Origin of the sequence: Lysinibacillus louembei, from assembly GCF_033880585.1 — a bacterium.
GTDB lineage: Bacteria > Bacillota > Bacilli > Bacillales_A > Planococcaceae > Metasolibacillus > Metasolibacillus louembei.
The window spans coordinates 3,364,967-3,387,836 of record NZ_CP137624.1 but is presented as its reverse complement, the minus strand read 5'-3'; the positions used below and the strand labels follow the sequence as shown (position 1 = coordinate 3,387,836).

Here is a 22,870-nt window from a genome sequence, read left to right as displayed (position 1 = left end):
GAATGGCTGACTTATTATTCGATGTACAGGACGGAATTGCAACAATTACGCTCAATCGCCCTGAAGCAATGAACGCATTTAGCGAGGATATGCTTACAAGGTGGATTCAAGCACTTGAAACGGTACGCGATGATGATGCAATTCGTGTACTAATCGTCAAAGGGAATGGTAAATGTTTTTGTGCAGGTGGCGATATTAAAGCGATGGCGGCAGGTAAAGGCTTTTTTGAAAGCAAGGCTGATATTACATCAACGGCCCTTGCCCGCAAAAATTCTCTATGGAAGCGTGTTCAACGTGTACCTTTGTTACTGGAGGAAATCGATAAGCCAGTTCTTGCACAAGTGCACGGCTTTGCCTTTGGTGCAGGGCTTGATATGGCGTTAATGTGCGATATTCGCATTGTTGCACAGTCTACGAAATTTTCCGAGAGCTATGTTAATGTTGGTATTGTGCCAGGCGACGGTGGCGCATACTTTTTACCGAAGCTTGTTGGCATTGATAAAGCACTTGATATGCTATGGACAGCACGTATATTATCTGCGGATGAGGCGAAAGAGGCAGGGCTTGTCACATTTGTTGTACCAGATGAGGAGTTAGCGCAATACACACAAGCCTATGCAGAAAAGTTAGCAAATGGACCAACAACGGCGATTCAGTTTATTAAACGCGCCGTTTATCAAAGTCAAACGATGTCTTTACGTTCATCGCTTGACTATATATCCTCACAAATGGGGCTTGTCACAGAGCTTGCTGATTTTCATGAAGGGGTGCAAGCAGTGGTAGAGAAGCGTAAGCCAAGGTTTACAAAATAAGAGATTGGCTGTAGGTAATTCCTATAGCCTTTTTACATGGAATAAAAGATCTATTAGAATTTAAAAAATAAACAAGTTTCAGTAACTAGTTAATGTGAAAAAGCAACCACCACAAAAGGAAGGTTGCTTTTTTACTGTTAACTCTCTAAATACTCTTCCATATCCAGCACTTCAATGACATTCGACCAATGCAGTACAGTGCCAACAAAATCCCGGATATCTAAGCCTGTCATTTCATAGGTGTCAGCATTATTCACTGTATTTGTTGCGTCCTCAATAAAGGTTGTGCGGAAGCCGCGATCATAGGCAGCAATCGCTGTAAATTGACAGCAAAACTCTGTATTAAAGCCTGTAATATAGACATGCTCAACACCAAAATTCGCTAACAGCTCCTGCAAGTTTGTTTGATAGAAGGCACTTGGTGTTTTTTTGATAACAAGATGCTCTATATATGGTTGAAAGCGTTCGATAATTTGTGCGCCTTTGTTAGTAGGATGAAGCACGCTTTCCTGTGCCTCGTCGAAATGCTGGATAAAAATAATGGGCTTTTCCTGTGCCTGAAATGTTTGAATACATTGCTCGATTTTTGTTAATATATCGTCACATTGTGTTAAATCAACTAAGCCATTTTGTACATCGATAATTAATAAAGCTTGCATGAAGCTTCCTCCTCCAATTTGAATTTAAATTGAGGACGCTGTAAATGGTGGTGTTTTCATCTAGTTATTTGCTCCTTTAAGTTATCTATATTAATATATTCTATTTGATTCTTGTTTTTCCTTTATTAAGCAAAATATTGATAATAGATGCTTTTTGCCTGTTGTATATCGGCAGTGCCATGTACGAAGACACGGCCATCTTTAAATGCGGTAAGCTGATACTCTTTTACCTGAAAGCTAATAAGAAAATCATTGCAATGGGTGATCGCCTCTGCCGGTAGCTGCTCTTTTAAAGCGAATAAATCACGCATTTTATAGGTAGGGCGAATTTGCACTGTATCTCGCCCGCACAATGAAGCAAATTTTGTGGTAGCGTTTGGCTGTAAAAATGGATATGTTGGCTTTTCTCCGCATGTAGGACAGGTTGGTTTGCGCAATGCCTCAACATTGACAGAGGAAAATGTATTTTGCCACACATCGATAGAAAAAACGGTACCACGCATTGCGTTTTCATTATTCGTTAAATATTTCAATGCTTCTGCAACCTGCATAGCAGCTGTTATTTGTGAGGCAGAGGCTAAAATGCCCGCTGTGTCACAGGTCGGTCCTGAAGAGGGTAAGCCACCCATTATGCAATGCAGGCAAGCTGTTTCTCCTGGTTTGATGAAAAGGGAAAGGCTGCTTGAGGCAACACATGCGCCGTAAATCCAAGGAATTTTATATTTATGTGCAATATCGTTCATAATAAAGCGAATATCGAAATGATCTGTGCCATCAATCATTAAGTCAATAGAATGGGTTGCTAGTAGTTGCTCAAAAAATTCAACGTTTGCTTCCTCATTGTAGGCATGAATCGTTGTTGTATGATTAATTTCCTGCAAGCGCCTTTTAGCGGCAGCTGCCTTTGGTAAACGTGCTGTAACATCTGTTTCGCTGTAAAGCATTTGGCGCTGTAAATTTGATAAATCGACGAAATCACGGTCAACAAGTGAAATTTCACCGATGCCTGCTCGCGCTAGCAAATCAGCAATTGTTGCACCGAGTGCACCAACACCCACGATGAGAACATGCTTGTTGGCAAGGAGCGCCTGTCCGTTTGTCCCTATAGCGAAAAAGCGTTCCTGCCTTGAGTAACGGCTCACTTGCTAATTCCTTCTAATGGGCTAGAGGCAGTGGCATAGGTTTTTTTCGCTATACGTCCAGCCTCAAAGCTTTCACGCCCTGCAATGATGGCATGCTTCATGGCAGAAGCCATTTTTACAGGATCTTTAGCACCTGATACGGCTGTATTTAATAATACCGCATCTGCACCAAGCTCCATTGCCTGTGCGGCATCTACCGCAGAGCCAATTCCTGCATCAACGATAACAGGCACCTTTGCTTGCTCGATAATAAACGATAAATTAAGTGGGTTGACAATGCCCATACCAGAGCCGATTGGGGAAGCACCTGGCATGATTGCATGACAGCCTAAATCCTGCAGTCGTTTTGCTAGCAATACATCATCCGAAGTGTATGGTAAGACGATAAAGCCTTGTTCAAGTAATAGCTCTGTTGCACGCAACGTTTCTACTGGGTCTGGTAGCAATGTTTGAGGGCATCCGATAATTTCTACTTTCACCATATCACATAAACCAGAGGCTTTTGCTAAATTAGCAATACGCACAGCTTCCTCCGCGTTTTTAGCACCTGCTGTATTCGGCAAGAGCGTATAGTTTTGCACATCGATTTTTTCTAAAAAATTTGGCTGTGTTGGCTCGAAAATATTCATGCGACGCACAGCAAATGTTAAAATTTCAGTTTCTGATATTTTTATAGCTTCCTTCTGTATATCGAAATCTGTAAATTTCCCTGTCCCTAATAATAAACGTGAGTTAAAATGGTATGGTCCAATGTGTAACATCATTATCCTCCTCCTACAAACTGTACAATTTCAATATGATCATTTGCTTGAATTTTTTTGCCATCACGTTCCGAAGGCTGTAAAATTTCGGCATTTATTTCTACGATGGCAAGCTCCTTATTGAGCTGTAAATGGTCAAGTAACTGCACGACAGTTGTAATCGACTGTGGCACTTCCATACGATGACCGTTTATATATAAGTGCAAAATAAACACCTCCTTTAAATCGTAAAGCGCTGCAATGCAAATGGGGCTAAACGCTGTTTCGCTGTATTGTCGCCTAATAATGCTTGGCTACATAAAAGCCCTGTAATAGCACTTAATAAAATGCCATTGCGATAATGCCCTGTGCATAAAAATAAATTGCTATATGGCGTCTCTCCCATAATTGGTAGCCCATCCATTGTTTGTGGTCGCACCCCACACCATGTTTCAATAATTTCTGCCTTCGTTAATGAGGGCAGTATTTGAATTGCACGTGTTAATAAAGAATGGATGCCACCAGCTGTCACGGCATCGTCTTCTTGTAAAGGGTAGCTTGTCGCGCCAATTAATATCATTTGCTGCTGTTTTGGTACGATATAGCAGCCATCTGTTGAAAAAATAGTTGCCTTTGGTAGTTGATCCGCTTTTAGCATTAAGCATTCGCCTTTGACAGGCTGCATTGGGCAATTAATGTTTAATGTAGCTGCCAGCCTTGGTGTCCAAGCACCTGCTGCTAAAACTACCTGTGAAACGGCATAGCGGGCACAAGCTGTTTGCACATATGTAATTTGCTGTTGCTCCTTTTCAATTGCGATTACTTCCTCGTCGATGATATTTGCCCCAAGCTGCTGTATGGCGAGAAATAATGCTTTTGTTAAAGCTCTTGCATTTACTTGATGATCTTCGTAAATATGGAAGCTGCCTGCAATGACTCGCCCTAATAATGGCTCGTAGTGCTGTAAATCGCTTTGATTTAACCAATGAATAGATGCAGGGCGGTCGTTATGCAAAAAGTCGTATTGCTGCTGTAAATCTTGCAAGCCTTGTTTGTTTGTCGCAATTTTAATAAGCCCTGAAGGCAGTAACCCTACATCTTGTCCTGTTAATTCAAACAGCTCCTGTGCAATTTTTTTATGCAATGTCCGGCTTTCCAGTGCTAAATTATAAAGCGGAGAAGGGGCATAAAATTCATTTTGACCACCGAGCATACCACCAGCTGCAAGTGATGCTGTTGTTGTTTTTTCTGCATGGAAAAGCGTTACCTGTTGCTGTTGCTTTAATAATTGATAAGCAATGGATAGTCCGATGACACCGCCACCGATAATCGTAAAGCCTTCACACTTCATACATTGCCCCCCTTAATCAAAAAACATTGAGATTGCCGCATAGCCTTGTGCACCAGCTTGCAGCACCTTTTGGATATTGCTATGTGTCACGCCACCTAGTGCCAACACAGGTATTTCAATTGCTTGACATATATCAGCGAGCGCTTGAAGCCCTTTAGCAGGTACATCGAGCTTACAAGTAGTCTGGAAAACGGGAGAGAAATAAATATAATCCATACCCATTGCCACACTTTGGTGAGCTTCCTCCTTTGTATGTGCAGATTGTCCACATAAGAAAGGGTACTGTGGCGCATTGATTGTCTGATTTGCTGCAAAATGGCAACCGAGTAAGCCATATTTGTAAGCGAGCTCTATATGCGTATGAACAATCAATTGTTTTGCATTAACACCTGCTTGTAGAAGCGCAGCAATCCCGTTATCAATTTCTGCAAAGGTGAGCTGTTTTTCACGTATAACAATCGCATCCACAGCAGGAGTGATTGCCTTTATTTGAGTGATTACTTGTGCTGTTAGACCTTTACCGCTCGTGATGGCATGAATCATTTTGCTTTCCTCCAATAAAAAAAGCGTTACCTCTCCTATAGGAAAAGTAACGCATACTTAAACATCGTAATGACGAATAGGCGACCACTTTCCTACGCTAGTATGAACTAGATCAGGTTCCAGGAATCCCAAAGTTTACTTTGATCTCAGCCGTTCACAACGGCACCTCCAGTGGATAGCTATGTAATTAGTTAACAATATAGCATATGTTTTTTAAGCTGTCATCATGAAAATTATTAATAAGGATAGCTAGTAATTTATCGATATATGTTATTATAGGAGAAATAAGGAATTAATGAACAGTACATAGAGGATGTTTTTCAATATATTCATTGTGAAAAATGCTATAGATGAAAAGCTATATTTGAAAGAATAGGAGTATGAAGCTAAATGAAAAGAAGTATGATGCAAAAACGCAAGATTATTTTAATTGCTATACTCGCTGTTGTACTATTTCTGACAATTGTCTTTCCTTATTCAATTTTGAGTGTTTATCCTGCGGTTCAAGTGAAGATAGATACAGCTGAGCAACAAAAATATAATGAGGATTTTGCTGTATTACGCTCATTGTTTGAAGGGCGGATGGGCCAACCTGATCATGTTGTAACATATTCCATTTCTGTACTGTTATTGTACCAAATGGAATGGCTAACAGAAGCTAACCATCATATGTGGCGTAGTGATTGGGAGCCACTTTTGACAAATGTACAATCAGTGAAAAAAGAGCTTATTCGTCTAAGCTTACAAGAGGATAATTTTTCGGATGAGGCAAAAGTATATTTACAGCAAATGATTGAAGCTATTATGGAAATAGAGGGGACTGTATTGCAACACACAAATGGTCATACAAGAAAGCATATTGAAACATCACTGCGTAATTTACATAGTGATATAGCAACTTCATTGAATCTATATGTGCAATTTTGGCAAACTTATTATGCTAAATAAGCTTGAATCATTTTGTTTGATAGGGCAACAAAATGATTCGAGCTTTTATTTTGTGGAATTTTCTTAATATTTCCTGAGCAATATTTTTCTTACTTGTCAATACCTTTTAAAAATAGTTGCGAAAAGTGCATGAGTCGCTCTTTTCTTGTCTTCATATCGGCTCGGTATGTGAAAGTAATTATACCATTGATTGAGGTATATGCCATTTGACTAGCGGCTTCTATGTCCTCAATATGCCATTCGTTTGTTTCATTACCAGTCTTGAATATGTCATAGTAAATATCGAGACGTTTGCATCAAATAACGTTGTTGGTGAATTAGCAAATATAGCGAATGAATCGGTAATGGGAGCTGTTGAAGTAGCAAGTCTCACAAATTTAACAGAGCTTGCAGCAAAAGGGATGGAAGCCTTTAATGATTCCTTTGTAGCAGTTGCTTTAATTGGCGGCATCATTATGTTATTTGTATCACTTATTGTTTATATTTTAATCCCTAAATCGTTAGATATTACAAAAAAATTGTGAATAAGGCTCAAATATATTAGTGCTAAATCATTACTTGATGAAAAGATATAGAAACTATTTTACTAATTTTGATATTTATTTTACAATCATAGTAGATTTACATAGAAATGGGGAGCCATTATGAATAGAGAAAGAGCAATTTCACGGGAAATTAAAATTTGGAAAAGTTTAATTTTCAAAATGATTTTAGCAGTGGCGGTAAGTTTATTTATTAGCTCACATATTTCAGAGTTCGTTAGTAAGCGAGTCGGGGAAATCATTGAGTTAGATGGTGTCGCAGGTGTTGTAATTAATACATTTATTTCTTTATTTATCGGTACGGTAATTATTGCGCTATGTACCCGCTATATTGTATTAAAGCGTCTTAAAAGTGTATTAAAGGCAATGACACAAGCGGCAGATGGCGATTTAACTGTGCGCACTAATGATCGTTATAAAGATGAGATTGGTCAATTATCATCCGAATTTAATCATATGTTAGAGCAAATTGGGGCAGTCGTTGACAAAGCAAATAAAGCATCAACAGATGTCACTTCCTATACAAAGGAATTCGCTGCAATTACAGAGCAAAGCAGTACATCTGTTGAAACAATTTCCAACTCAATTCAAGAAATGGTCACGGGGACTGCAGGACAGCTGGACAAGATGAAAAAAATGTCCGAATTATCGGATTTAATCAATCAAGAAATGGAAGAGGTAACAGCTGTTGTACAAGGTGTGGCGGACGTTGCAACAGAAACAAGCCAAAAGGCAGATTCAGGCTTACAATTAATTGAACAAACGATTGATAAAATGAATACAATTAATCAATCTGTGCATGAATCGACAGAGGTTGTCAATGCTTTAGGTGAAAAAACAAAGGAAATTAGCTCGATTTTAGCATTAATTACAAGCATTACAGATCAAACCAATTTGCTTGCTTTAAATGCTTCTATTGAAGCTGCACGTGCGGGTGAAGCAGGTAAAGGCTTTGCAGTTGTGGCGGAGGAAGTTAGAAAGCTAGCAGAGGAATCAGGAAGAGCCGCTGATGATATTCGCACATTAGTAGATGATATTTTAAGCCAAACATCTAGCGCAGTTACAGCAATTAATAGCGGTACGCGATTTGTAGATGAAGGCCGTGAGTCAGTGGAGCAAACAGGCGAAGCATTTAAAAACATTGTAGACTATGTATCTAATATTAGTCAGCGCACAAATGAAGTAACGAGCATTGTTCGCAGGGTCAATGAAAAGACGAATGAAACAAGTCACGAAGCAAATGAAATCGCAGAAATTGCCCATGGCATCACAGCAAGCCTACATGGGATCGGGCTTTCTGCTGAGCAACAAGCAGCATCCAATGAAGAAATTGCAAGCTCAGCCAATGTTTTAGAGACGATGGCGAATGATTTACAAGCGGAAATTAATCAATTTAAAGTGAAGTAATAATAGGAAAGGGCGCCATCTGAGCGCTCTTTCTAGCATATAAGCTTACAAAGGGGAGTTATGTCATGAAAATTCGACAAGCGAAAATAGAGGATGCGGCAGGGATTGCGGCTGTGCATGTAGATAGCTGGCGCTCAACCTATCAAGGCATTGTAGCACAAAGCTATTTAGATAGCTTATCCTATAGTGAGCGCGAGGAGCTTTGGCTTACAGCGATTCCATATGGGCATGTATTTGTCGCTGAAAATGAGCAAGGTAAAATCGTTGGCTTTGCAACCGCTGGTAAGGAGAGAAGTGGTCATTATCCAGCGTATCAAGGGGAGCTAAATGCAATTTATATTTTAGCAGAATACCAAGGACATGGAATTGGCAAAGCTTTAATGCGACAGGCGGTACAGCATTTGCAGGAAAAAGGCTTTACGTCAATGCTTGTGCTTGTGTTAGAAAATAATCCTTCCACAGCATTTTATGAGGCAATAGGTGGCGAAAAAATTGATGTGATCGATGTTGAAATTGGTGGCGAGCGTTTGCGTGAGGCTGTTTATGGCTGGCGTACGCTACCAAAAATTAGCGGCTTGTAGGAAGTGTTATGCTTTCCTGCGGGCTTTTTTCTGTTAAGAGAGAAGGTATGGAACATGGGGAGTGCTTCTGCGGTTGTCACGCTAGCGCGTCACAATCCTCGGCGCAGATGCATATGGCGGGAAAAACGGAGAGAGGGGAAGCATATTGCATCCCCTCAACCCATAATTAGCATTGTAAGTGCTTTTCAATATAAGTGTTAGCTTATGTAATCCGCCATATGCGTGCTTCTGTGGTTGTCATGCTAGCGCATCACAATCCTCGGCGCAGATGCATATGGCGGGAAAAACGGAGAGAGGGGAAGCATATTGCATCCCCTCAACCCATAATTAGCATTGTAAGTGCTTTTCAATATAAGTGTTAGCTTATGTAATCCGCCATATGCGTGCTTCTGTGGTTGTCATGCTAGCGCATCACAATCCTCGGCGCAGATTCGTATGCCGAGTAAAACAGAGAGAGGGGATGCATAGGCATCCCCTCAACCCATATTAAAATTGTAAGTGTTTTGAAATATAATCTTTAACTTCTGTTATCGGCATACGGTGACTTGCTTCTGCGGTTGTCATGCTAGCGCATCACAATCCTCGTCGCAAATCCGTATGCCGAGTAAAACAGAGAGAGGGGATGCATAGGCATCCCCCAACCCATATTAAAATTGTAAGTGCTTTGAAATATAATCTTTAACTTCCGATATCGGCATACGGATTTGGTCCATGCTATCTCTATGACGTACTGTCACTTGGCCGTCTTCTTTTGAGTCGAAGTCGTATGTGATGCAGAATGGTGTGCCGATTTCATCTTGGCGGCGGTAGCGTTTGCCGATAGATTGTGACTCATCGAAGTCGACAGGGAAGGCTTTGCGTAAGTCTGCCCATACGTCACTTGCTTCTTCTGATAATTTTTTTGATAAAGGTAGTACCGCTGCCTTGAATGGTGCTAGTGCAGGGTGGAAACGTAATACTGTACGTTTGTCATCGCCCTCTAGCTGCTCCTCATCGTATGCGTCGCATAGGAATGCTAATGTGACACGGTCAGCGCCTAATGATGGCTCGATACAGTATGGCACATAGCGCTCGTTTGTTACAGGATCGATGTATGTGAAGTCTTCACCTGAGTGCTCCATATGCTGCTTTAAGTCGTAGTCTGTGCGATCAGCGATACCCCATAGCTCGCCCCAGCCGAATGGGAAGCGGAATTCGATGTCTGTTGTTGCGTTTGAGTAGTGAGATAGCTCATCGTCCTCATGGTCGCGTAAACGCATGGATTCTTGCTTCATACCAAGGTTTAATAACCAGTTTTTACAGAACTCCTTCCAATAAGCGTGCCATTCCAAATCTTCACCTGGCTTGCAGAAAAATTCAAGCTCCATTTGCTCAAATTCACGTGTACGGAATGTGAAGTTACCTGGTGTAATTTCGTTACGGAATGATTTACCGACCTGTGCGATACCAAATGGTGTACGTTTACGCATAGAGCGTTGTACGTTTTTAAAGTTGACGAAAATACCTTGTGCTGTTTCAGGGCGTAAATAAATTTCATTTGTCGAAGATTCTGTTACACCTTGGAATGTTTTAAACATTAAGTTAAATTGACGAATATCTGTGAAGTCGATTTTACCACAATCTGGACAAGCTACTTCAAGCTCTTCCATTTTTGCTTTCATTTGATCAAAGGACATACCATCAACGATAATTTCTTTACCTGTTTTTTCTAAAGAAGCGTCCTCAATTAATTTGTCTGCACGATGACGCGCTTTACATGCTTTACAGTCAATCATTGGGTCGTTGAAGTTGCCAACGTGACCTGAAGCAACCCATGCTTTTGGATTCATTAAAATTGCTGCATCTAAGCCGACATTGTGCTCAGATTCTTGCACGAATTTTTGCCACCAAGCTTTTTTTACATTGTTTTTTAATTCTACACCAAGTGGACCGTAATCCCATGTGTTTGCTAAACCACCATAGATTTCAGAGCCTGGGAAGACAAATCCACGATGCTTTGCCAGTGATACGATTGTTTCCATTGATTTTTGTGTCATGAAAATTCCTCCTTATTTGTATGCCCATTGCAACGAAAAAAGCACTCGTCTCTGGGCGTAATATGCCCAGGGACGAATGCTGTATGTACAGAATCCGCGGTTCCACCCTGATTGCTCAAACATCACTGTTTGAACCTCTTTCGAAAAAATAGCTCCTGAGTGCCGTTTCTCTTTTCAGGTGTAGGCTTGCACCAATCCCTACTCGCTGTGGTGAAAAGATACTTATTGCTCATTCATCGCTTTTTATATATGGATTAGTATACAACAAAAATTTTTTTATGCAAGTGCTATAGCCTTAATTCTTTTCTTCGCAATCTAAAGTGAAATAGTATATAATAATAGCATAATCAGTATAACATTATTAAAAGCAGGTGAGTTAAAATCGAACTCAATAAACGTCAAGACGCTATTTTGCAAATCGTTAAAGAAAACGGACCGATTACAGGAGAGCATATTGCAGAGCGTTTAAATTTAACAAGAGCCACATTGAGACCAGACTTGGCAATTTTAACGATGGCAGGCTTTTTAGATGCAAGACCGCGTGTTGGTTATTTTTATGCAGGGAAAAAGAATACGATGTCACTAACGGATGCCCTTACGAATTTAAAGGTGAAGGATTTTCAATCAGTGCCTGTTATTGTTTCTGAAAATATGACGGTTTATGACGCTATTTGTCATATGTTTTTAGAGGATGTTGGGACATTATTTGTCGCAGATCAACACAATTATTTACAAGGGGTATTGTCGAGAAAAGATTTATTGCGTACGAGCATTGGCACGCAGGATTTAAATAAAATTCCTGTACATATTATTATGACGCGCATGCCGAATATTGCATACTGTACGAAAAATGATTTTTTAATTGAAGCAGCAAAAAAACTTATCGATCGTGAAATTGATTCAATGCCAGTTGTCAATGAAACGGTTGGCGGGGTTGAAATTATTGGGCGGCTAACGAAAACAAATGTGACAAAGGCATTTATTTCACTCGCACAAATTCATGAACTGTAGGTGATGTTTTGGATAACTTGATGTTTTTTGTCGTATCCGATTCGGTAGGTGAGACGGGCGAGTTAGCAGTTAGAGCAGCTGTCAGCCAATTTAGGCCAACCTTTCAAAATGTAGAAATTCGTCGTTTTCCTCATATTAAAAATTTTGAGGAGCTTCAAGGAGTCGTACAGCTCGCAATGCAGGAAAAGGCTATTATTATTTATACATTAGTGGAAAAGGAAATGCGTCAAAAGCTTTATACGACAACGTTAGAGCAGCATGTTGCTGCGATTGACTTGCTTGGTCCAATGATAGAGCTTTTAGAGAATTCGATGAAGCAGGCGCCGCTAGAGCGACCCGGGCTCACGCATAAATTAGATGATGATTATTTTAAGCGAATTGAAGCAATTGAATTTGCAGTAAAATACGATGATGGACGAGACCCGCGTGGGGTTTTGCTTGCGGATGTTGTGTTAATAGGTGTTTCTCGTACGTCAAAAACGCCACTATCGCAATATTTAGCACATAAAAGCTTAAAAGTAGCCAACGTGCCACTTGTACCAGAAGTTGAACCACCAGCTGAGCTTTTTGCAGTTGATCCAAAAAAATGCTTCGGTTTAATTATTTCACCAGAAAATTTAAATAGTATACGTCGAGAGCGTTTAAAGACGCTTGGATTGAATGATGACGCCATTTACGCACAGCATCAGCGAATCCAGCAGGAAATTGAGCACTTCCACCGTATTGCTAGCCTTATTGGCTGTGAAGTAATTGATGTGACAAATACAGCAGTAGAAGAAACAGCGAATGTCATTTTGGATAAAATACGCGCACAAGCATAAGCTACCTCTATCCGATTAGGATAGGGTTTTTTTCATGTGCAAAGCAAAATAAAATTGCAAAATCAAGGCGAAATATGTAGCTAAATTATATTTATTGTTTTATAATAATAAAATTGTGGTAAAAATATTTAGAAGTAGAGACATTTTTGATTATTTTTTGTCGGATAATAGAGGATTTTCAATATAAATCTCGAATTATGTTTATATCAGGATTCAACAAATTGTTGAATCCTGATATAGCCCCTGGCGGATGTCACAGATTTTGAAGAGGAGGCCTGCACGATGCAGGTCAGTTAACAGTTGGCGCGTATTGTGACGATTTTAGGTTAACTTCTACTGCGAGCAAACTCGAAAAAATCTGGACGCATTTATGCCGAGGCGTAAATGATGTACAACTGAAAATGGTGATGGAATGACCAAAAAAATACCTGAAGAATTAATCGAACAAATTCGTTCACAATCAGATATCGTTGATGTCATTAGCGATTATATGCAATTGACGAAAAGGGGACGTAACTGGTTTGGCTTATGTCCGTTCCATGGGGAGCAAACGCCTTCCTTCTCCGTTTCACAGGACAAGCAAATATTCCATTGCTTCGGTTGTGGAGCAGGTGGTAATGCGATTACATTTGTGATGGATATTGAAAACATCCCTTTTCCAGATGCGGTTGTGAAACTCGGCGAGCGAGCAGGCGTCCAATTAGATGTAGAGCTAACGGCTAGTTCGCAGCCAGTAAAAGCGATATCGAAGGCTGAGGCAAATATGCGGCAAGCTCATGATGTTGCGATGGAGTTTTACCATCATTTATTGATGAACACGGAGGATGGAGAAGAAGCGCTACAATATTTATTGAATCGCGGCTTCACACAGGAGCTTATCGAAAGTCAAAAAATTGGCTGGGCACTACCCTCATGGGATTCCCTTACAGCATTTCTCGAACGCAAAGAGTTTTCAATGGAAGAAATGGCGGAATGTGGACTTGTGATTCAAAGGGAAAGTGATGGCTCCTATTTCGATCGCTTTAGGGGACGTATTATGTTTCCAATCCGTGACGATAATGGGAAGGTAATTGCGTTTTCAGGGCGAATTTTAAATACAGATGCTGAAGAAGCAAAGTATATGAACAGTCCTGAAACACCAATCTTTCATAAAAGCGAAGTTTTATACAATTTAGATAGGGCAAGGGCTACGATTCGCAAAACGCGTCAAGTCGTCTTGATGGAGGGATTTGTCGATGTGTTAGCCGCAACAAATGCAGGCGTAACAAATGCCGTCGCAACAATGGGTACCTCGCTCACACCACAGCATATCCAAAGGCTCAAGCGCTTAGTGGAGCAAATTACGGTTTGCTATGATGGGGATTCTGCTGGTATGGAGGGAGCAAGACGCTCAGCACAGTTGCTAAAGGCGGAACGCTTAAAAGTAGAGGTTGCGGTTTTACCGGACAAGCTTGATCCAGATGATTATATCCGTCAATATGGTGCGGAAGCATTTAAAACGCAAATCATTGAAAAGCCTCAAGCATATCTTGCTTTTATGATGATGTATGCAAGACGCAATAAAAATTTCCAATTTGAAAATGATGTGCTGCAATATGTACAAGAAGTGCTAGAAGAGCTTATTGGGGTATCTTCACCAATCGAGCGTGATTTATATATAACACAGCTTGCGAATGAAACATCTATTTCTCAAGAAGCAATTTATGCACAATATCGAAAATTAGAAGCAACAAAATCGAAGCACTATAAAAGTGAACAGCTACAAGTGCAAGAAGTCGCTCCGTTACCGACAGCGCAAAAGCCATTGACCGCAGCGGAGCGTGCAGAACGATTATTGCTATCACATATGCTGCATAATGTGCATGTAGTGGATAAAGTATTGCAAAGGGGCGAGGAGCCCTTTGTAAGAGATGAGTATATGGCTGTTTTCGTTCGATTAATCGGCTTTTACGAGGAATACAGTACAGCGGATTATCAGCGATTTGTAGAGGTAATTGAAGATTCTGAGTTACGGAAAATTGTGATGGAGGCCGCGTTAGCTGAGCGGGATCCTGAGCATGCAGAGGCAGAAATAGCAGATTGCTTAAAGCATCTAAAAAAACATCGCATTCAGCTTGAAATTGATGCACTGCGTCAACAGCAAACAGAGGCAGAGAAAATGCATGAATACAAACAGGCAATGGAGATTGTGCAAAAAATTATCCATTTAAGAAGAACTTTAGCGACGATGTAACTCGATTCGTTTTTTAGAAGGAGGAAGGTTTATGGCGGACAAATCAGAACGCTCAAAAGAAACAGTAAATGAACTATCGTTAGAGGAAGTAAAGGTGCTTCTTCAAAATAAAGCAAAGACAGAGGGCGAAATTTCGATGAAAGAAATTTCGGAAAAACTAGCTACTTTTGAGCTAGAAAGCGAAGAAATCTTCCATTTTGCAGAAAATATCGAAAGCCAAGGAGTAACAGTAGAGGGTAAAGAGGAGTTCGAGGAAGACGCGTTGTCTAAGCAAGAGGCGAATGAAGAAACATTTGACTTAAACGATTTAAGTGTACCACCAGGAGTGAAAATTAATGACCCTGTGCGTATGTACTTAAAGGAAATTGGTCGTGTTGATTTACTTTCTGCTGAGGAAGAGATTCGTTTAGCAGAGCGAATTGAGCAAGGTGATGAAGAAGCACGTAAACGTTTGGCTGAGGCAAACTTGCGACTTGTTGTATCGATTGCAAAGCGCTATGTTGGTCGCGGTATGCTATTCCTTGATTTGATTCAAGAAGGAAATATGGGGCTTATTAAAGCGGTTGAAAAATTCGACCATCGCAAAGGCTTCAAATTCTCTACTTATGCAACATGGTGGATTCGTCAAGCAATTACGCGCGCTATTGCAGACCAAGCGCGTACAATCCGTATCCCTGTGCATATGGTGGAAACAATCAATAAATTAATCCGCGTACAGCGTCAATTACTGCAGGACTTAGGTCGTGAGCCATCTCCAGAGGAAATCGGTGAGGAAATGGATTTAACACCTGAAAAAGTACGTGAAATTTTAAAAATTGCACAAGAGCCTGTATCGCTTGAAACACCGATTGGTGAAGAGGACGATTCGCATTTAGGTGATTTCATTGAGGATTCTGAAGCGCAATCACCGTCAGATCATGCGGCATATGAGCTATTGAAGGAACAGCTTGAAGATGTGCTTGATACATTGACAGATCGTGAAGAAAACGTCTTGCGTTTACGCTTCGGATTGGATGATGGTCGCACAAGAACATTGGAAGAAGTAGGGAAGGTATTTGGCGTTACACGTGAACGTATTCGTCAAATTGAGGCGAAAGCATTGCGCAAATTACGCCACCCGTCTCGCTCAAAACGTTTAAAAGACTTTTTAGAATAAATTCTAAAAGCTGTAGGGGAGCCTACAGCTTTTTTAGCATGCCAAAAATTTGATATAATACAAATGATAAATTACTATATATGCTACTTTTTTCATATGTTAGAATGTTGCTATATTTCTTATGATAGTACTATACATATATTAAATGGTTTGGAGAGAAAACAGATGTCGAACCAGAAAAAACAAATTATACTTAATGAAATTACATTTTGGAAGCAAAATAAGCTGCTGCCTGAGCATTATTGTGATTTTTTAACGACGTTATATACTGAGGGAGGCGAGCAAAACGAAATACAAGGAAAAGCTTCTCAATCAGTGATGGCACAGCAAAAGCGTAAAACGTTACGCAAATACGCCGCTATGCCAATTATTGCGATTATTTTTATTGTGCTCTTGTTCACGATTGATGCGGTCTGGCTCGTTGGAATTGTAACAGCAATTTTAGCCATTGGCTGTTTAATTGCTGCCTTTTATGTCGCTAAAAAAAATCAACTGCTGTCACCTATTTTACATTTAACGGGAGCATTATTATTACTAGCAGTAACAGTGCAAATTTCTATGACCTATTTTGCAAACAATTTAACACTGCTCTATGTAGGATTACTATTAAATTGCCTGCTCTGGTTTATTTCGGGGCTGGCGTTGAAAATTATTTACCTTACAATATCAGGCATATTAGGGATGCTAGCAATAGCGCTTTACTTTTTTATGTAACAAGGCTGACGGCTATGTTTTTACATAAGCAAGCTGTCATCTTTTACTTGCAAAGAGGGGAACTTCTTTGCTTTTTCTTCTTTTTGTGACGAAAATGCTGTTAAAATACATTTTTTTCTTATAGAATAAAAGTGTAAACAGACAAAGGGGTGGGCAAAATGTTTTTTGATTTAACGGATGAGCAACGCATGATTCAACGTACAATGAAGGAATTTGCTGACGAGGTTGTGGCGCCAGGGGCAATTGAGCGCGATAAAAAGAAAGCGTTTCCAAAAGAAATCTTTCAACAATTAGCTGAAATGGGCATGATGGGATTGCCTTTTCCAGAGGAATACGGTGGGGCTGGTGCAGATACGATTAGCTTTGCCATTGTAACAGAGGAATTAAGTCGCGTATGTGCTTCAACAGGCATTACATATTCAGCGCATATTTCACTTGGCGGCGCACCGCTGAATTTATTTGGCACAAAGGAGCAAAAAGAGCGCTACTTAACGCCAATTTGCACAGGGGAATCTTTTGGTGCCTTCGGTTTAACGGAGGCAAATGCAGGCTCTGATGCAGGGGGAACTGAGACGAGAGCAGTATTAGAAAACAATCAATTTACGATTAATGGCTCAAAAATGTTTATTACGAATGCAAGCTATGCTAAGCATTTAGCATTAACGGCGATTACGGATATAAAAGATGGCAAAAAAGAAATTAGTGCAATTATCGTGCCAACAAATGCAAAGGGCTTTACGATTATAGACGAGTATGAAAAGATGGGCTTAAACGCATCGAATACGACAGAGCTTATTTTAGAAAATGTTGTTGTGCCAGAGGAAAATCTGCTCGGCACAAAAGGCAATGGCTTCAAGCAATTTTTACAAACATTAGATGGTGGACGCATCGGCATCGCAGCGATGGCTGTAGGTATTGCGCAAGGAGCGATGAATAAGGCGGTGCAATATGCAAAGGAGCGCAAGCAATTCGGTAAAGCGCTTGCGGAGTTCCAAGCAACACAATTTAAGCTAGCTGATATGGCGGTAAAAATTGAGATAGCGCGAACGTATGTCTATAAAGCAGCGTGGCTCAAAGATCAAGGACGCCCGTTTAGCAAAGAGGCAGCCATTGCTAAATACTATGCATCTGAAATGGCAATGGAAGTTTGCGATGAGGCAATTCAAATACATGGTGGCTATGGCTATATGCGTGAATATGAAGTGGAACGCTATATGCGTGATGCGAAATTATTGGAAATTGGAGAAGGTACATCTGAGGTACAAAAGCTCGTTATTGCAAGACATATTTTGGATGCGTGATCGATAAGTGACGAAATTGTTACAAACAAAGTAAAACTTATGCTTTAGGTCTTTCCGTTTTCAACTGAATGCAGTACAATAATTATTGTTGAATAGATTCTATCATATAGAAGCAAAATAAATGAGGGAGGGCAATCGTATGAAAAACAATCCAGTTTTTCCTTACATCTTAATTTTAGCATTCGGTATCGGACTTATTTTCTTCATGTCAATTAACGGTGCTGGAAAAAGTGAAGAAGCGCATGAAGAAGGCGGCGAAACATCTGAACAAGCTGATGGCGCAGCACTAGTACAAGGCTGTATCGGCTGTCACGGTGGTGACTTAACAGGTGGTATGGGACCAAACTTACATGGTATCGCACTATCTAAAGAAGAAATCATCGACGTTTTAGTAAATGGTAAAGGTGCAATGCCTGCAGGTGCTGCAAAAGGCAACGAGGAAGCAGTAGCTGACTACATTTTATCTTTAGAATAGTAACGACTTAATCGGCTTAACCGCTCATTTCATGGGTGGTTGAAGCCGATTATTTTTTTCGCTCGGCTAGTGCACCATTTTCTACTATAATAGAATGGAGATATTGCAGAAAAGAGGAATTTTGATGAATGCACAAAAATTATCGAAACGATTAGAAACAGTTGCATCCTTTGTGCCAACAGGAGCAGTTGTAGCGGATATCGGGAGCGATCATGCCTATTTACCATGTTATTTAGTACAGCAAGGCATTGTTTCACAGGCGGTTGCAGGTGAAGTTGTGAAAGGTCCGTATGAATCTGCACTGCGTCAAGTACGAGCAGAAGGCTTACTTGACCATATTCAAGTAAGATTGGCGGACGGTCTTGCTGCTATTGAACAGGATGATCGTGTCGATACAGTTACGATTGCAGGAATGGGTGGACCTTTAATTGTGTCGATATTGGAAAAACATCCAGAGGTGCTTACTTCTGTTACACGTTTAATTTTACAGCCAAATATTCATGCGAAGGTGATACGTGAATGGGCATTGGCACATGGCTGGGCTGTTTTAGATGAGGTTATTTTAGAAGAAGATGATAAAATTTATGAAATCCTTGTTTTACAAAAAGGGGCAATGCAGCTGACAGAGGCAGAGATTTTGCTTGGTACGCATTTAATTGCACAGCACACAGCTGTTTTTGTGAAAAAATGGACGAAGGAAATTGACAATTGGCAAAGAATTTTACAGGACTTGAATAGAGCAGAGGCAACACCTGATATTCAAGCGAAGCGAGAGGAGTTACAGCAATTAATTCAATTAGTTGAAGGAGTGCTAGCAAAATGAAATCTGTAAATGGCAATGAAATTATTCAATTATTCGAAAGCTGGTCGCCGAAAAAGCTTGCCTGTATGCCCAATGATCCGATAGGGCTTGCGATTGGCACAGTCAATAAAGAGGTGACGAAAGTGCTCGTCACGCTTGATGTGACGCTGGAGGTAGTGGAAGAGGCAATAGCACAGGGCTGTGAGCTTATTATTGCACATCACCCACCCATTTTCCGCAAGCTGAGCAATTTGCGGACAGATACACCTGCTGGCAAGCTTTATGAAAAATGCTTAAAGCATGATATTGCGGTCTATGCAGCACATACGAACTTAGATGTGGCACAAGGTGGTGTCAATGATTTACTAGCGGATGCCTTGCAGCTTGAAAATCGAAAAATTTTGGAGCACACATATAGCGAGCAGCTGATGAAGCTAGCCGTTTATGTGCCAACGGAATATGCAGAAACGCTGCGTATTGCACTCGCTAATGCGGGGGCAGGACAAATAGGCGATTATGATACGTGTAGCTTTACGACGGCTGGAGAAGGGCGTTTTCGTGCATTAGATGGAGCCAATCCTTTTGTCGGTCAAATCGGTGAGGTCAATGTCGAACCTGAGCAAAAAGTAGAGGTCGTTTTCCCAAGCAGCCAAAAAAATCGTATTTTAAAAGCAATGCTGAATACGCACCCGTATGAGGAGCCTGCATATGACGTATGGGAGCTAGCGTTAACTGCCAAAGAAGAAGGCTTAGGGCGTATTGGAACATTGCAGCAACCAATGACATTGCAGCAATTTGCAGAATTCGTCAAGGTACAGCTTGATGTACCATGCTTGCGTGTTGTAGGTGATTTACAGCGCACTGTTTCGAAGGTAGCGGTTATCGGTGGAGACGGCAATAGCTATATTGCAGCGGCAAGAAGAGCTGGTGCAGATGTTTTCGTAACAGGGGATATCGGCTTCCATATGGCACAGGATGCAGAAGTCAATGGCTTAAGCATTGTCGACCCTGGACATCATGTGGAAAAGGTGATGATTAAAGGTGTTGCGGAGAAAATGAAGGTACTATGTGCAAAGAAGAAATTACCTGTACAATTTATTGAATCACAAATTCATACAGAGCCATTTAAGTTTATTTAACTCCTTGCATCGGTAAAGTAGGGTGTTTGAAAACGGTATGTTTGACCGCTTTCAAACACTTTTTTTAATGGCTTATGGAACCTTTTCTATTCAAAAATGTCTACTATACACAAAATGGAGAAAGAAGGCATAAGAGATGGCTATGATTCCTATCAAATCTAATGGTGTTGCTGTGGTGTTATTGAAAAAAATTAATGATACATATCATGTTCTATTATTAAAAAGAGCATCTCCTATTTTAAATAACATTTGGTGCTATATTGGAGGTGCCATTGAAAATGGTGAGACTGCTATAGAAGCAGTGTATCGAGAAATTAGAGAAGAAACAGGCATTACAGAGCTTGCCTTATATTCATCCAATCAATTTGACCAAATTTTCTCTCCACAAGACAATTTTATTTACATGGCACCTGTTTTTGTAGGCTTTGTTCATAAAGAGCAATCTGTCATATTAAACAGCGAGCATAGCGAATATCAATGGCTTCCTTTTGAAAAAGCGAAAGAAATGGTAAGTTTACCTGGCAATGAGGTAGTCCTTCAATCGATTGAAAATCATTTCGTTAAGAAAGAGCCTTTGAAGTATTTAAGAATTTAAGTTATATAATTTATTCGAAAAAAAATAACCACGAAACGTTCATTCGTGGCCATTTTTGAGAAATGCTGTTTTTACTCGCCCTTAGCTAAAGCAACCCAATGTCCTTTGGAAATTTCGACAAGCTCTGTGTTGTCGACGTCAAAGCGTTTAGCACGTAGCTCATCTTCTGTTAACACATGTCTTTCCTGCTGCTTCTGTTTTTCGATCGCTGGGTCAGGAATTGGAATCGATTGCAGTAGCATTTTCGTATAAGGATGCTGCGGGTTGGAATAAAGCTCCTCGCTCTCAGCTAGCTCGACAATTTTTCCGCCATACATAACAGCTACTCGGTCACTAATATGCTTGACCATCGATAAATCATGGGCAATAAATAAATAGGTTAAGCCAAAGCGCTGCTGTAAATCCTTTAATAAGTCAACAATTTGCTTTTGAATTGATACATCCAAGGCAGACAATGGTTCATCACAAACAATGAAGTTCGGCTCAACCGCTAATGCTCTTGCAATACCAATGCGCTGGCGCTGTCCACCGCTAAATTCATGTGGATAACGTAGCGCATGCTCCTTATTTAAGCCAACAAGCTCTAATAATTCCTCGACACGTGCACGACGCTGCTCCTTCGATGTCGTAAGCTTATGAACATCCAATGCCTCGCCAATAATATCGAGCACTTTTTTGCGAGGGTTCAAAGACGAGTATGGGTCTTGGAAAATCATTTGTAAATGGCGGCGCATACTCTTTAACTCATTTTTCGATAAGCGTGTCACAGGCACACCTTTATATAGCACCTCTCCATCAGTTGGCTGGTGTAGCTGCAAAATAGTACGTCCTGTTGTTGATTTACCTGAGCCAGATTCTCCTACAAGTCCAAGCGTTTCACCAGGGTAAATATGAAATGATAAATCATTAACAGCCTTGACAACATCACCTTTACCTAAATCAAAATGCTTTTGCAAATGGCGTATTTCTACTAATGGCACGTTGGGGTCAAGGTCCGCTGGCAAGTTTGGCTGTACTTTTGCTTCCTTTTTTTCGTGTAGCCTTGGCAAGGCATTTAATAAACGCTTCGTATAGCTGTGCTGCGGATTTGCGAAAATTTCCTCCGTTGTTCCTTGCTCAACGATTTCGCCCTCCTTCATCACAACGACACGGTCACACATCCCTGCGACAACGCCTAAATCATGGGTAATTAAAATAATGGCTGTGCCTAGTCGCTCCTGCATGCGCTTCATCAAGCTTAAAATTTGTGCTTGAATCGTTACATCAAGGGCGGTTGTTGGCTCATCTGCAATTAATAAAGAAGGATTACACGCCAATGCCATCGCAATCATTACACGCTGGCGCATTCCACCACTAAATTCATGTGGATACTGCTTATAGCGCTCCTCGCAATTGTTAATACCAACTAATTTTAATAGCTCAATCGTTTGTGTATATGCCTCTTGCTTCGAAAGCTTTTGATGCTTCATTAAGCCTTCTGCAATTTGCTCACCGATACGAATTGTTGGGTTAGTGGAGGTCATTGGGTCTTGGAAAATCATGCTAATATCCTTCCCGCGAATAGACTCCATATGTTTTTCTGTTTGCTCGACTAAATTTTGTCCTTGAAAGTGAATCTCACCTGATTTTAAAAAGGAGGGAGGTGATGGCAGCAAGCGCATAATCGAACGAGCTGTTACGCTTTTACCGCTACCAGATTCTCCTACAATACCAACTGTTTCCCCTTTATTGACATGAAAGCTAACGCCCTTTACTGCTTCAAATTCGCTTTCCCCTGTAATAAAGGAAACGCGCAAATCATTTACTTCTAATAATTTTTCCATTATAAATATCCACCTATCTATTATCAATTATGTCTCAGC

General features: G+C 40.5%; 24 protein-coding genes and 1 riboswitch. Of the genes, 15 read left to right on the top strand and 9 right to left on the bottom strand.

Annotated features, from left to right (window positions below; all coding sequences use genetic code 11):
• The first annotated feature begins 2 nt into the window (after nucleotides 1-2).
• Nucleotides 3-812, top strand: a complete 810-nt coding sequence (locus R6U77_RS16925; RefSeq protein ID WP_319836550.1) for an enoyl-CoA hydratase/isomerase family protein — start codon at nucleotides 3-5, stop codon at nucleotides 810-812.
• Between the two features lie 137 nt (nucleotides 813-949).
• Here the strand turns inward: R6U77_RS16925 and R6U77_RS16920 are convergent, their stop codons facing one another.
• The 6 genes from R6U77_RS16920 to R6U77_RS16895 all read right to left on the bottom strand — a co-directional run bounded on the left by R6U77_RS16920 (nucleotide 950) and on the right by R6U77_RS16895 (nucleotide 5,247).
• Entirely contained in the window at nucleotides 950-1,471 is a 522-nt protein-coding gene (locus tag R6U77_RS16920; RefSeq protein WP_319836549.1) for an isochorismatase family protein, read from the bottom strand.
• Nucleotides 1,472-1,596: 125 nt separating this feature from the next.
• Nucleotides 1,597-2,613: a ThiF family adenylyltransferase gene (locus tag R6U77_RS16915; RefSeq protein WP_319836548.1), complete on the bottom strand. Its 1,017-nt coding sequence runs from the start codon at nucleotides 2,611-2,613 to the stop codon at nucleotides 1,597-1,599.
• On the bottom strand, nucleotides 2,610-3,374 hold the full coding sequence (locus R6U77_RS16910) for a thiazole synthase (protein WP_319838391.1): 765 nt from the start codon (nucleotides 3,372-3,374) through the stop codon (nucleotides 2,610-2,612). The genes R6U77_RS16915 and R6U77_RS16910 overlap by 4 nt, the downstream gene beginning before the upstream one ends.
• 2 nt (nucleotides 3,375-3,376) lie before the next feature.
• Nucleotides 3,377-3,589, bottom strand: coding sequence for a sulfur carrier protein ThiS (gene thiS, locus R6U77_RS16905; RefSeq protein WP_319836547.1), 213 nt, complete (start codon nucleotides 3,587-3,589; stop codon nucleotides 3,377-3,379).
• A 5-nt stretch (nucleotides 3,590-3,594) separates the two neighbouring features.
• Nucleotides 3,595-4,704 carry a glycine oxidase ThiO gene (thiO, locus tag R6U77_RS16900; protein WP_319836546.1) on the bottom strand — a complete coding sequence of 370 codons (1,110 nt, stop codon included), beginning with the start codon at nucleotides 4,702-4,704 and terminating at the stop codon, nucleotides 3,595-3,597.
• A 12-nt stretch (nucleotides 4,705-4,716) separates the two neighbouring features.
• Nucleotides 4,717-5,247: a thiamine phosphate synthase gene (locus R6U77_RS16895; RefSeq protein WP_319836545.1), complete on the bottom strand. Its 531-nt coding sequence runs from the start codon at nucleotides 5,245-5,247 to the stop codon at nucleotides 4,717-4,719.
• Nucleotides 5,248-5,319: 72 nt separating this feature from the next.
• A riboswitch (TPP riboswitch) is annotated at nucleotides 5,320-5,427 on the bottom strand.
• 210 nt (nucleotides 5,428-5,637) lie between these two features.
• On the opposite strand from R6U77_RS16895, the gene R6U77_RS16890 reads away from it, so the two are divergent.
• A complete protein-coding gene (locus R6U77_RS16890) occupies nucleotides 5,638-6,195 on the top strand; it encodes a hypothetical protein (protein ID WP_319836544.1) in 558 nt (185 codons plus the stop codon).
• An 89-nt stretch (nucleotides 6,196-6,284) separates the two neighbouring features.
• On the opposite strand, the gene R6U77_RS19890 is transcribed toward R6U77_RS16890, so the two are convergent.
• On the bottom strand, nucleotides 6,285-6,428 hold the full coding sequence (locus tag R6U77_RS19890; protein ID WP_406601112.1) for a TetR family transcriptional regulator C-terminal domain-containing protein: 144 nt from the start codon (nucleotides 6,426-6,428) through the stop codon (nucleotides 6,285-6,287).
• Here R6U77_RS19890 and R6U77_RS16885 point away from each other — a divergent pair.
• The 3 genes from R6U77_RS16885 (at nucleotide 6,402) to R6U77_RS16875 (ending at nucleotide 8,725) form a co-directional block, all read left to right on the top strand.
• Nucleotides 6,402-6,719 (top strand): hypothetical protein, encoded by a 318-nt coding sequence (locus R6U77_RS16885; protein ID WP_319836543.1) that lies wholly within the window; start codon nucleotides 6,402-6,404, stop codon nucleotides 6,717-6,719. The genes R6U77_RS19890 and R6U77_RS16885 overlap by 27 nt on opposite strands.
• Nucleotides 6,720-6,839: 120 nt before the next feature.
• The gene (locus R6U77_RS16880) at nucleotides 6,840-8,144 is read left to right on the top strand and encodes a methyl-accepting chemotaxis protein (RefSeq protein WP_319836542.1); all 1,305 of its coding nucleotides are present in this window, start codon (nucleotides 6,840-6,842) and stop codon (nucleotides 8,142-8,144) included.
• A 65-nt stretch (nucleotides 8,145-8,209) separates the two neighbouring features.
• A complete protein-coding gene (locus tag R6U77_RS16875; RefSeq protein ID WP_319836541.1) occupies nucleotides 8,210-8,725 on the top strand; it encodes a GNAT family N-acetyltransferase in 516 nt (171 codons plus the stop codon).
• Between the two features lie 647 nt (nucleotides 8,726-9,372).
• Here R6U77_RS16875 and R6U77_RS16870 read toward each other — a convergent pair.
• Complete coding sequence (locus R6U77_RS16870) at nucleotides 9,373-10,761, bottom strand: glycine--tRNA ligase (RefSeq protein WP_319836540.1); 1,389 nt, start codon at nucleotides 10,759-10,761, stop codon at nucleotides 9,373-9,375.
• Nucleotides 10,762-11,142: 381 nt separating this feature from the next.
• Between R6U77_RS16870 and R6U77_RS16865 the strand changes: the two genes are divergently transcribed.
• The 10 genes from R6U77_RS16865 to R6U77_RS16820 all read left to right on the top strand — a co-directional run bounded on the left by R6U77_RS16865 (nucleotide 11,143) and on the right by R6U77_RS16820 (nucleotide 21,008).
• Complete coding sequence (locus R6U77_RS16865; protein ID WP_293920348.1) at nucleotides 11,143-11,772, top strand: transcriptional regulator CcpN; 630 nt, start codon at nucleotides 11,143-11,145, stop codon at nucleotides 11,770-11,772.
• A gap of 8 nt (nucleotides 11,773-11,780) precedes the next feature.
• Nucleotides 11,781-12,593: a pyruvate, water dikinase regulatory protein gene (locus tag R6U77_RS16860; protein WP_319836539.1), complete on the top strand. Its 813-nt coding sequence runs from the start codon at nucleotides 11,781-11,783 to the stop codon at nucleotides 12,591-12,593.
• 412 nt (nucleotides 12,594-13,005) lie between these two features.
• Entirely contained in the window at nucleotides 13,006-14,826 is a 1,821-nt protein-coding gene (dnaG, locus tag R6U77_RS16855) for a DNA primase (RefSeq protein WP_319836538.1), read from the top strand.
• A gap of 31 nt (nucleotides 14,827-14,857) precedes the next feature.
• Nucleotides 14,858-15,982, top strand: coding sequence for an RNA polymerase sigma factor RpoD (gene rpoD / locus R6U77_RS16850; RefSeq protein WP_293920307.1), 1,125 nt, complete (start codon nucleotides 14,858-14,860; stop codon nucleotides 15,980-15,982).
• 165 nt (nucleotides 15,983-16,147) lie between these two features.
• Complete coding sequence (locus tag R6U77_RS16845) at nucleotides 16,148-16,696, top strand: hypothetical protein (protein ID WP_293920306.1); 549 nt, start codon at nucleotides 16,148-16,150, stop codon at nucleotides 16,694-16,696.
• Between the two features lie 158 nt (nucleotides 16,697-16,854).
• Nucleotides 16,855-17,997 (top strand): acyl-CoA dehydrogenase family protein, encoded by a 1,143-nt coding sequence (locus R6U77_RS16840; protein ID WP_293920305.1) that lies wholly within the window; start codon nucleotides 16,855-16,857, stop codon nucleotides 17,995-17,997.
• A 139-nt stretch (nucleotides 17,998-18,136) separates the two neighbouring features.
• Entirely contained in the window at nucleotides 18,137-18,472 is a 336-nt protein-coding gene (locus tag R6U77_RS16835; RefSeq protein ID WP_293920304.1) for a c-type cytochrome, read from the top strand.
• 124 nt (nucleotides 18,473-18,596) lie between these two features.
• A complete protein-coding gene (locus R6U77_RS16830; RefSeq protein WP_319836537.1) occupies nucleotides 18,597-19,295 on the top strand; it encodes a tRNA (adenine(22)-N(1))-methyltransferase in 699 nt (232 codons plus the stop codon).
• Nucleotides 19,292-20,413 carry a Nif3-like dinuclear metal center hexameric protein gene (locus R6U77_RS16825; protein WP_319836536.1) on the top strand — a complete coding sequence of 374 codons (1,122 nt, stop codon included), beginning with the start codon at nucleotides 19,292-19,294 and terminating at the stop codon, nucleotides 20,411-20,413. Before R6U77_RS16830 ends, R6U77_RS16825 begins: the two co-directional genes overlap by 4 nt.
• Before the next feature lie 136 nt (nucleotides 20,414-20,549).
• Nucleotides 20,550-21,008, top strand: a complete 459-nt coding sequence (locus R6U77_RS16820) for an NUDIX hydrolase (RefSeq protein ID WP_319836535.1) — start codon at nucleotides 20,550-20,552, stop codon at nucleotides 21,006-21,008.
• A gap of 71 nt (nucleotides 21,009-21,079) precedes the next feature.
• Here the strand turns inward: R6U77_RS16820 and R6U77_RS16815 are convergent, their stop codons facing one another.
• On the bottom strand, nucleotides 21,080-22,831 hold the full coding sequence (locus tag R6U77_RS16815; protein ID WP_319836534.1) for an ABC transporter ATP-binding protein: 1,752 nt from the start codon (nucleotides 22,829-22,831) through the stop codon (nucleotides 21,080-21,082).
• Nucleotides 22,832-22,870 lie beyond the last annotated feature (39 nt).

What these genes read in the sequence shown, in the direction of transcription:
- R6U77_RS16925 (WP_319836550.1), top strand. Translation starts at nt 3, where the DNA reads ATGGCTGACTTATTATTCGATGTACAGGACGGAATTGCAACAATTACG.
- R6U77_RS16920 (WP_319836549.1), bottom strand. Translation starts at nt 1,471, where the DNA reads ATGCAAGCTTTATTAATTATCGATGTACAAAATGGCTTAGTTGATTTA.
- R6U77_RS16910 (WP_319838391.1), bottom strand. Translation starts at nt 3,374, where the DNA reads ATGTTACACATTGGACCATACCATTTTAACTCACGTTTATTATTAGGG.
- thiO (WP_319836546.1), bottom strand. Translation starts at nt 4,704, where the DNA reads ATGAAGTGTGAAGGCTTTACGATTATCGGTGGCGGTGTCATCGGACTA.
- R6U77_RS16895 (WP_319836545.1), bottom strand. Translation starts at nt 5,247, where the DNA reads ATGATTCATGCCATCACGAGCGGTAAAGGTCTAACAGCACAAGTAATC.
- R6U77_RS16890 (WP_319836544.1), top strand. Translation starts at nt 5,638, where the DNA reads ATGAAAAGAAGTATGATGCAAAAACGCAAGATTATTTTAATTGCTATA.
- R6U77_RS16880 (WP_319836542.1), top strand. Translation starts at nt 6,840, where the DNA reads ATGAATAGAGAAAGAGCAATTTCACGGGAAATTAAAATTTGGAAAAGT.
- R6U77_RS16875 (WP_319836541.1), top strand. Translation starts at nt 8,210, where the DNA reads ATGAAAATTCGACAAGCGAAAATAGAGGATGCGGCAGGGATTGCGGCT.
- R6U77_RS16870 (WP_319836540.1), bottom strand. Translation starts at nt 10,761, where the DNA reads ATGACACAAAAATCAATGGAAACAATCGTATCACTGGCAAAGCATCGT.
- dnaG (WP_319836538.1), top strand. Translation starts at nt 13,006, where the DNA reads ATGACCAAAAAAATACCTGAAGAATTAATCGAACAAATTCGTTCACAA.
- rpoD (WP_293920307.1), top strand. Translation starts at nt 14,858, where the DNA reads ATGGCGGACAAATCAGAACGCTCAAAAGAAACAGTAAATGAACTATCG.
- R6U77_RS16845 (WP_293920306.1), top strand. Translation starts at nt 16,148, where the DNA reads ATGTCGAACCAGAAAAAACAAATTATACTTAATGAAATTACATTTTGG.
- R6U77_RS16840 (WP_293920305.1), top strand. Translation starts at nt 16,855, where the DNA reads ATGTTTTTTGATTTAACGGATGAGCAACGCATGATTCAACGTACAATG.
- R6U77_RS16835 (WP_293920304.1), top strand. Translation starts at nt 18,137, where the DNA reads ATGAAAAACAATCCAGTTTTTCCTTACATCTTAATTTTAGCATTCGGT.
- R6U77_RS16830 (WP_319836537.1), top strand. Translation starts at nt 18,597, where the DNA reads ATGAATGCACAAAAATTATCGAAACGATTAGAAACAGTTGCATCCTTT.
- R6U77_RS16825 (WP_319836536.1), top strand. Translation starts at nt 19,292, where the DNA reads ATGAAATCTGTAAATGGCAATGAAATTATTCAATTATTCGAAAGCTGG.
- R6U77_RS16820 (WP_319836535.1), top strand. Translation starts at nt 20,550, where the DNA reads ATGGCTATGATTCCTATCAAATCTAATGGTGTTGCTGTGGTGTTATTG.
- R6U77_RS16815 (WP_319836534.1), bottom strand. Translation starts at nt 22,831, where the DNA reads ATGGAAAAATTATTAGAAGTAAATGATTTGCGCGTTTCCTTTATTACA.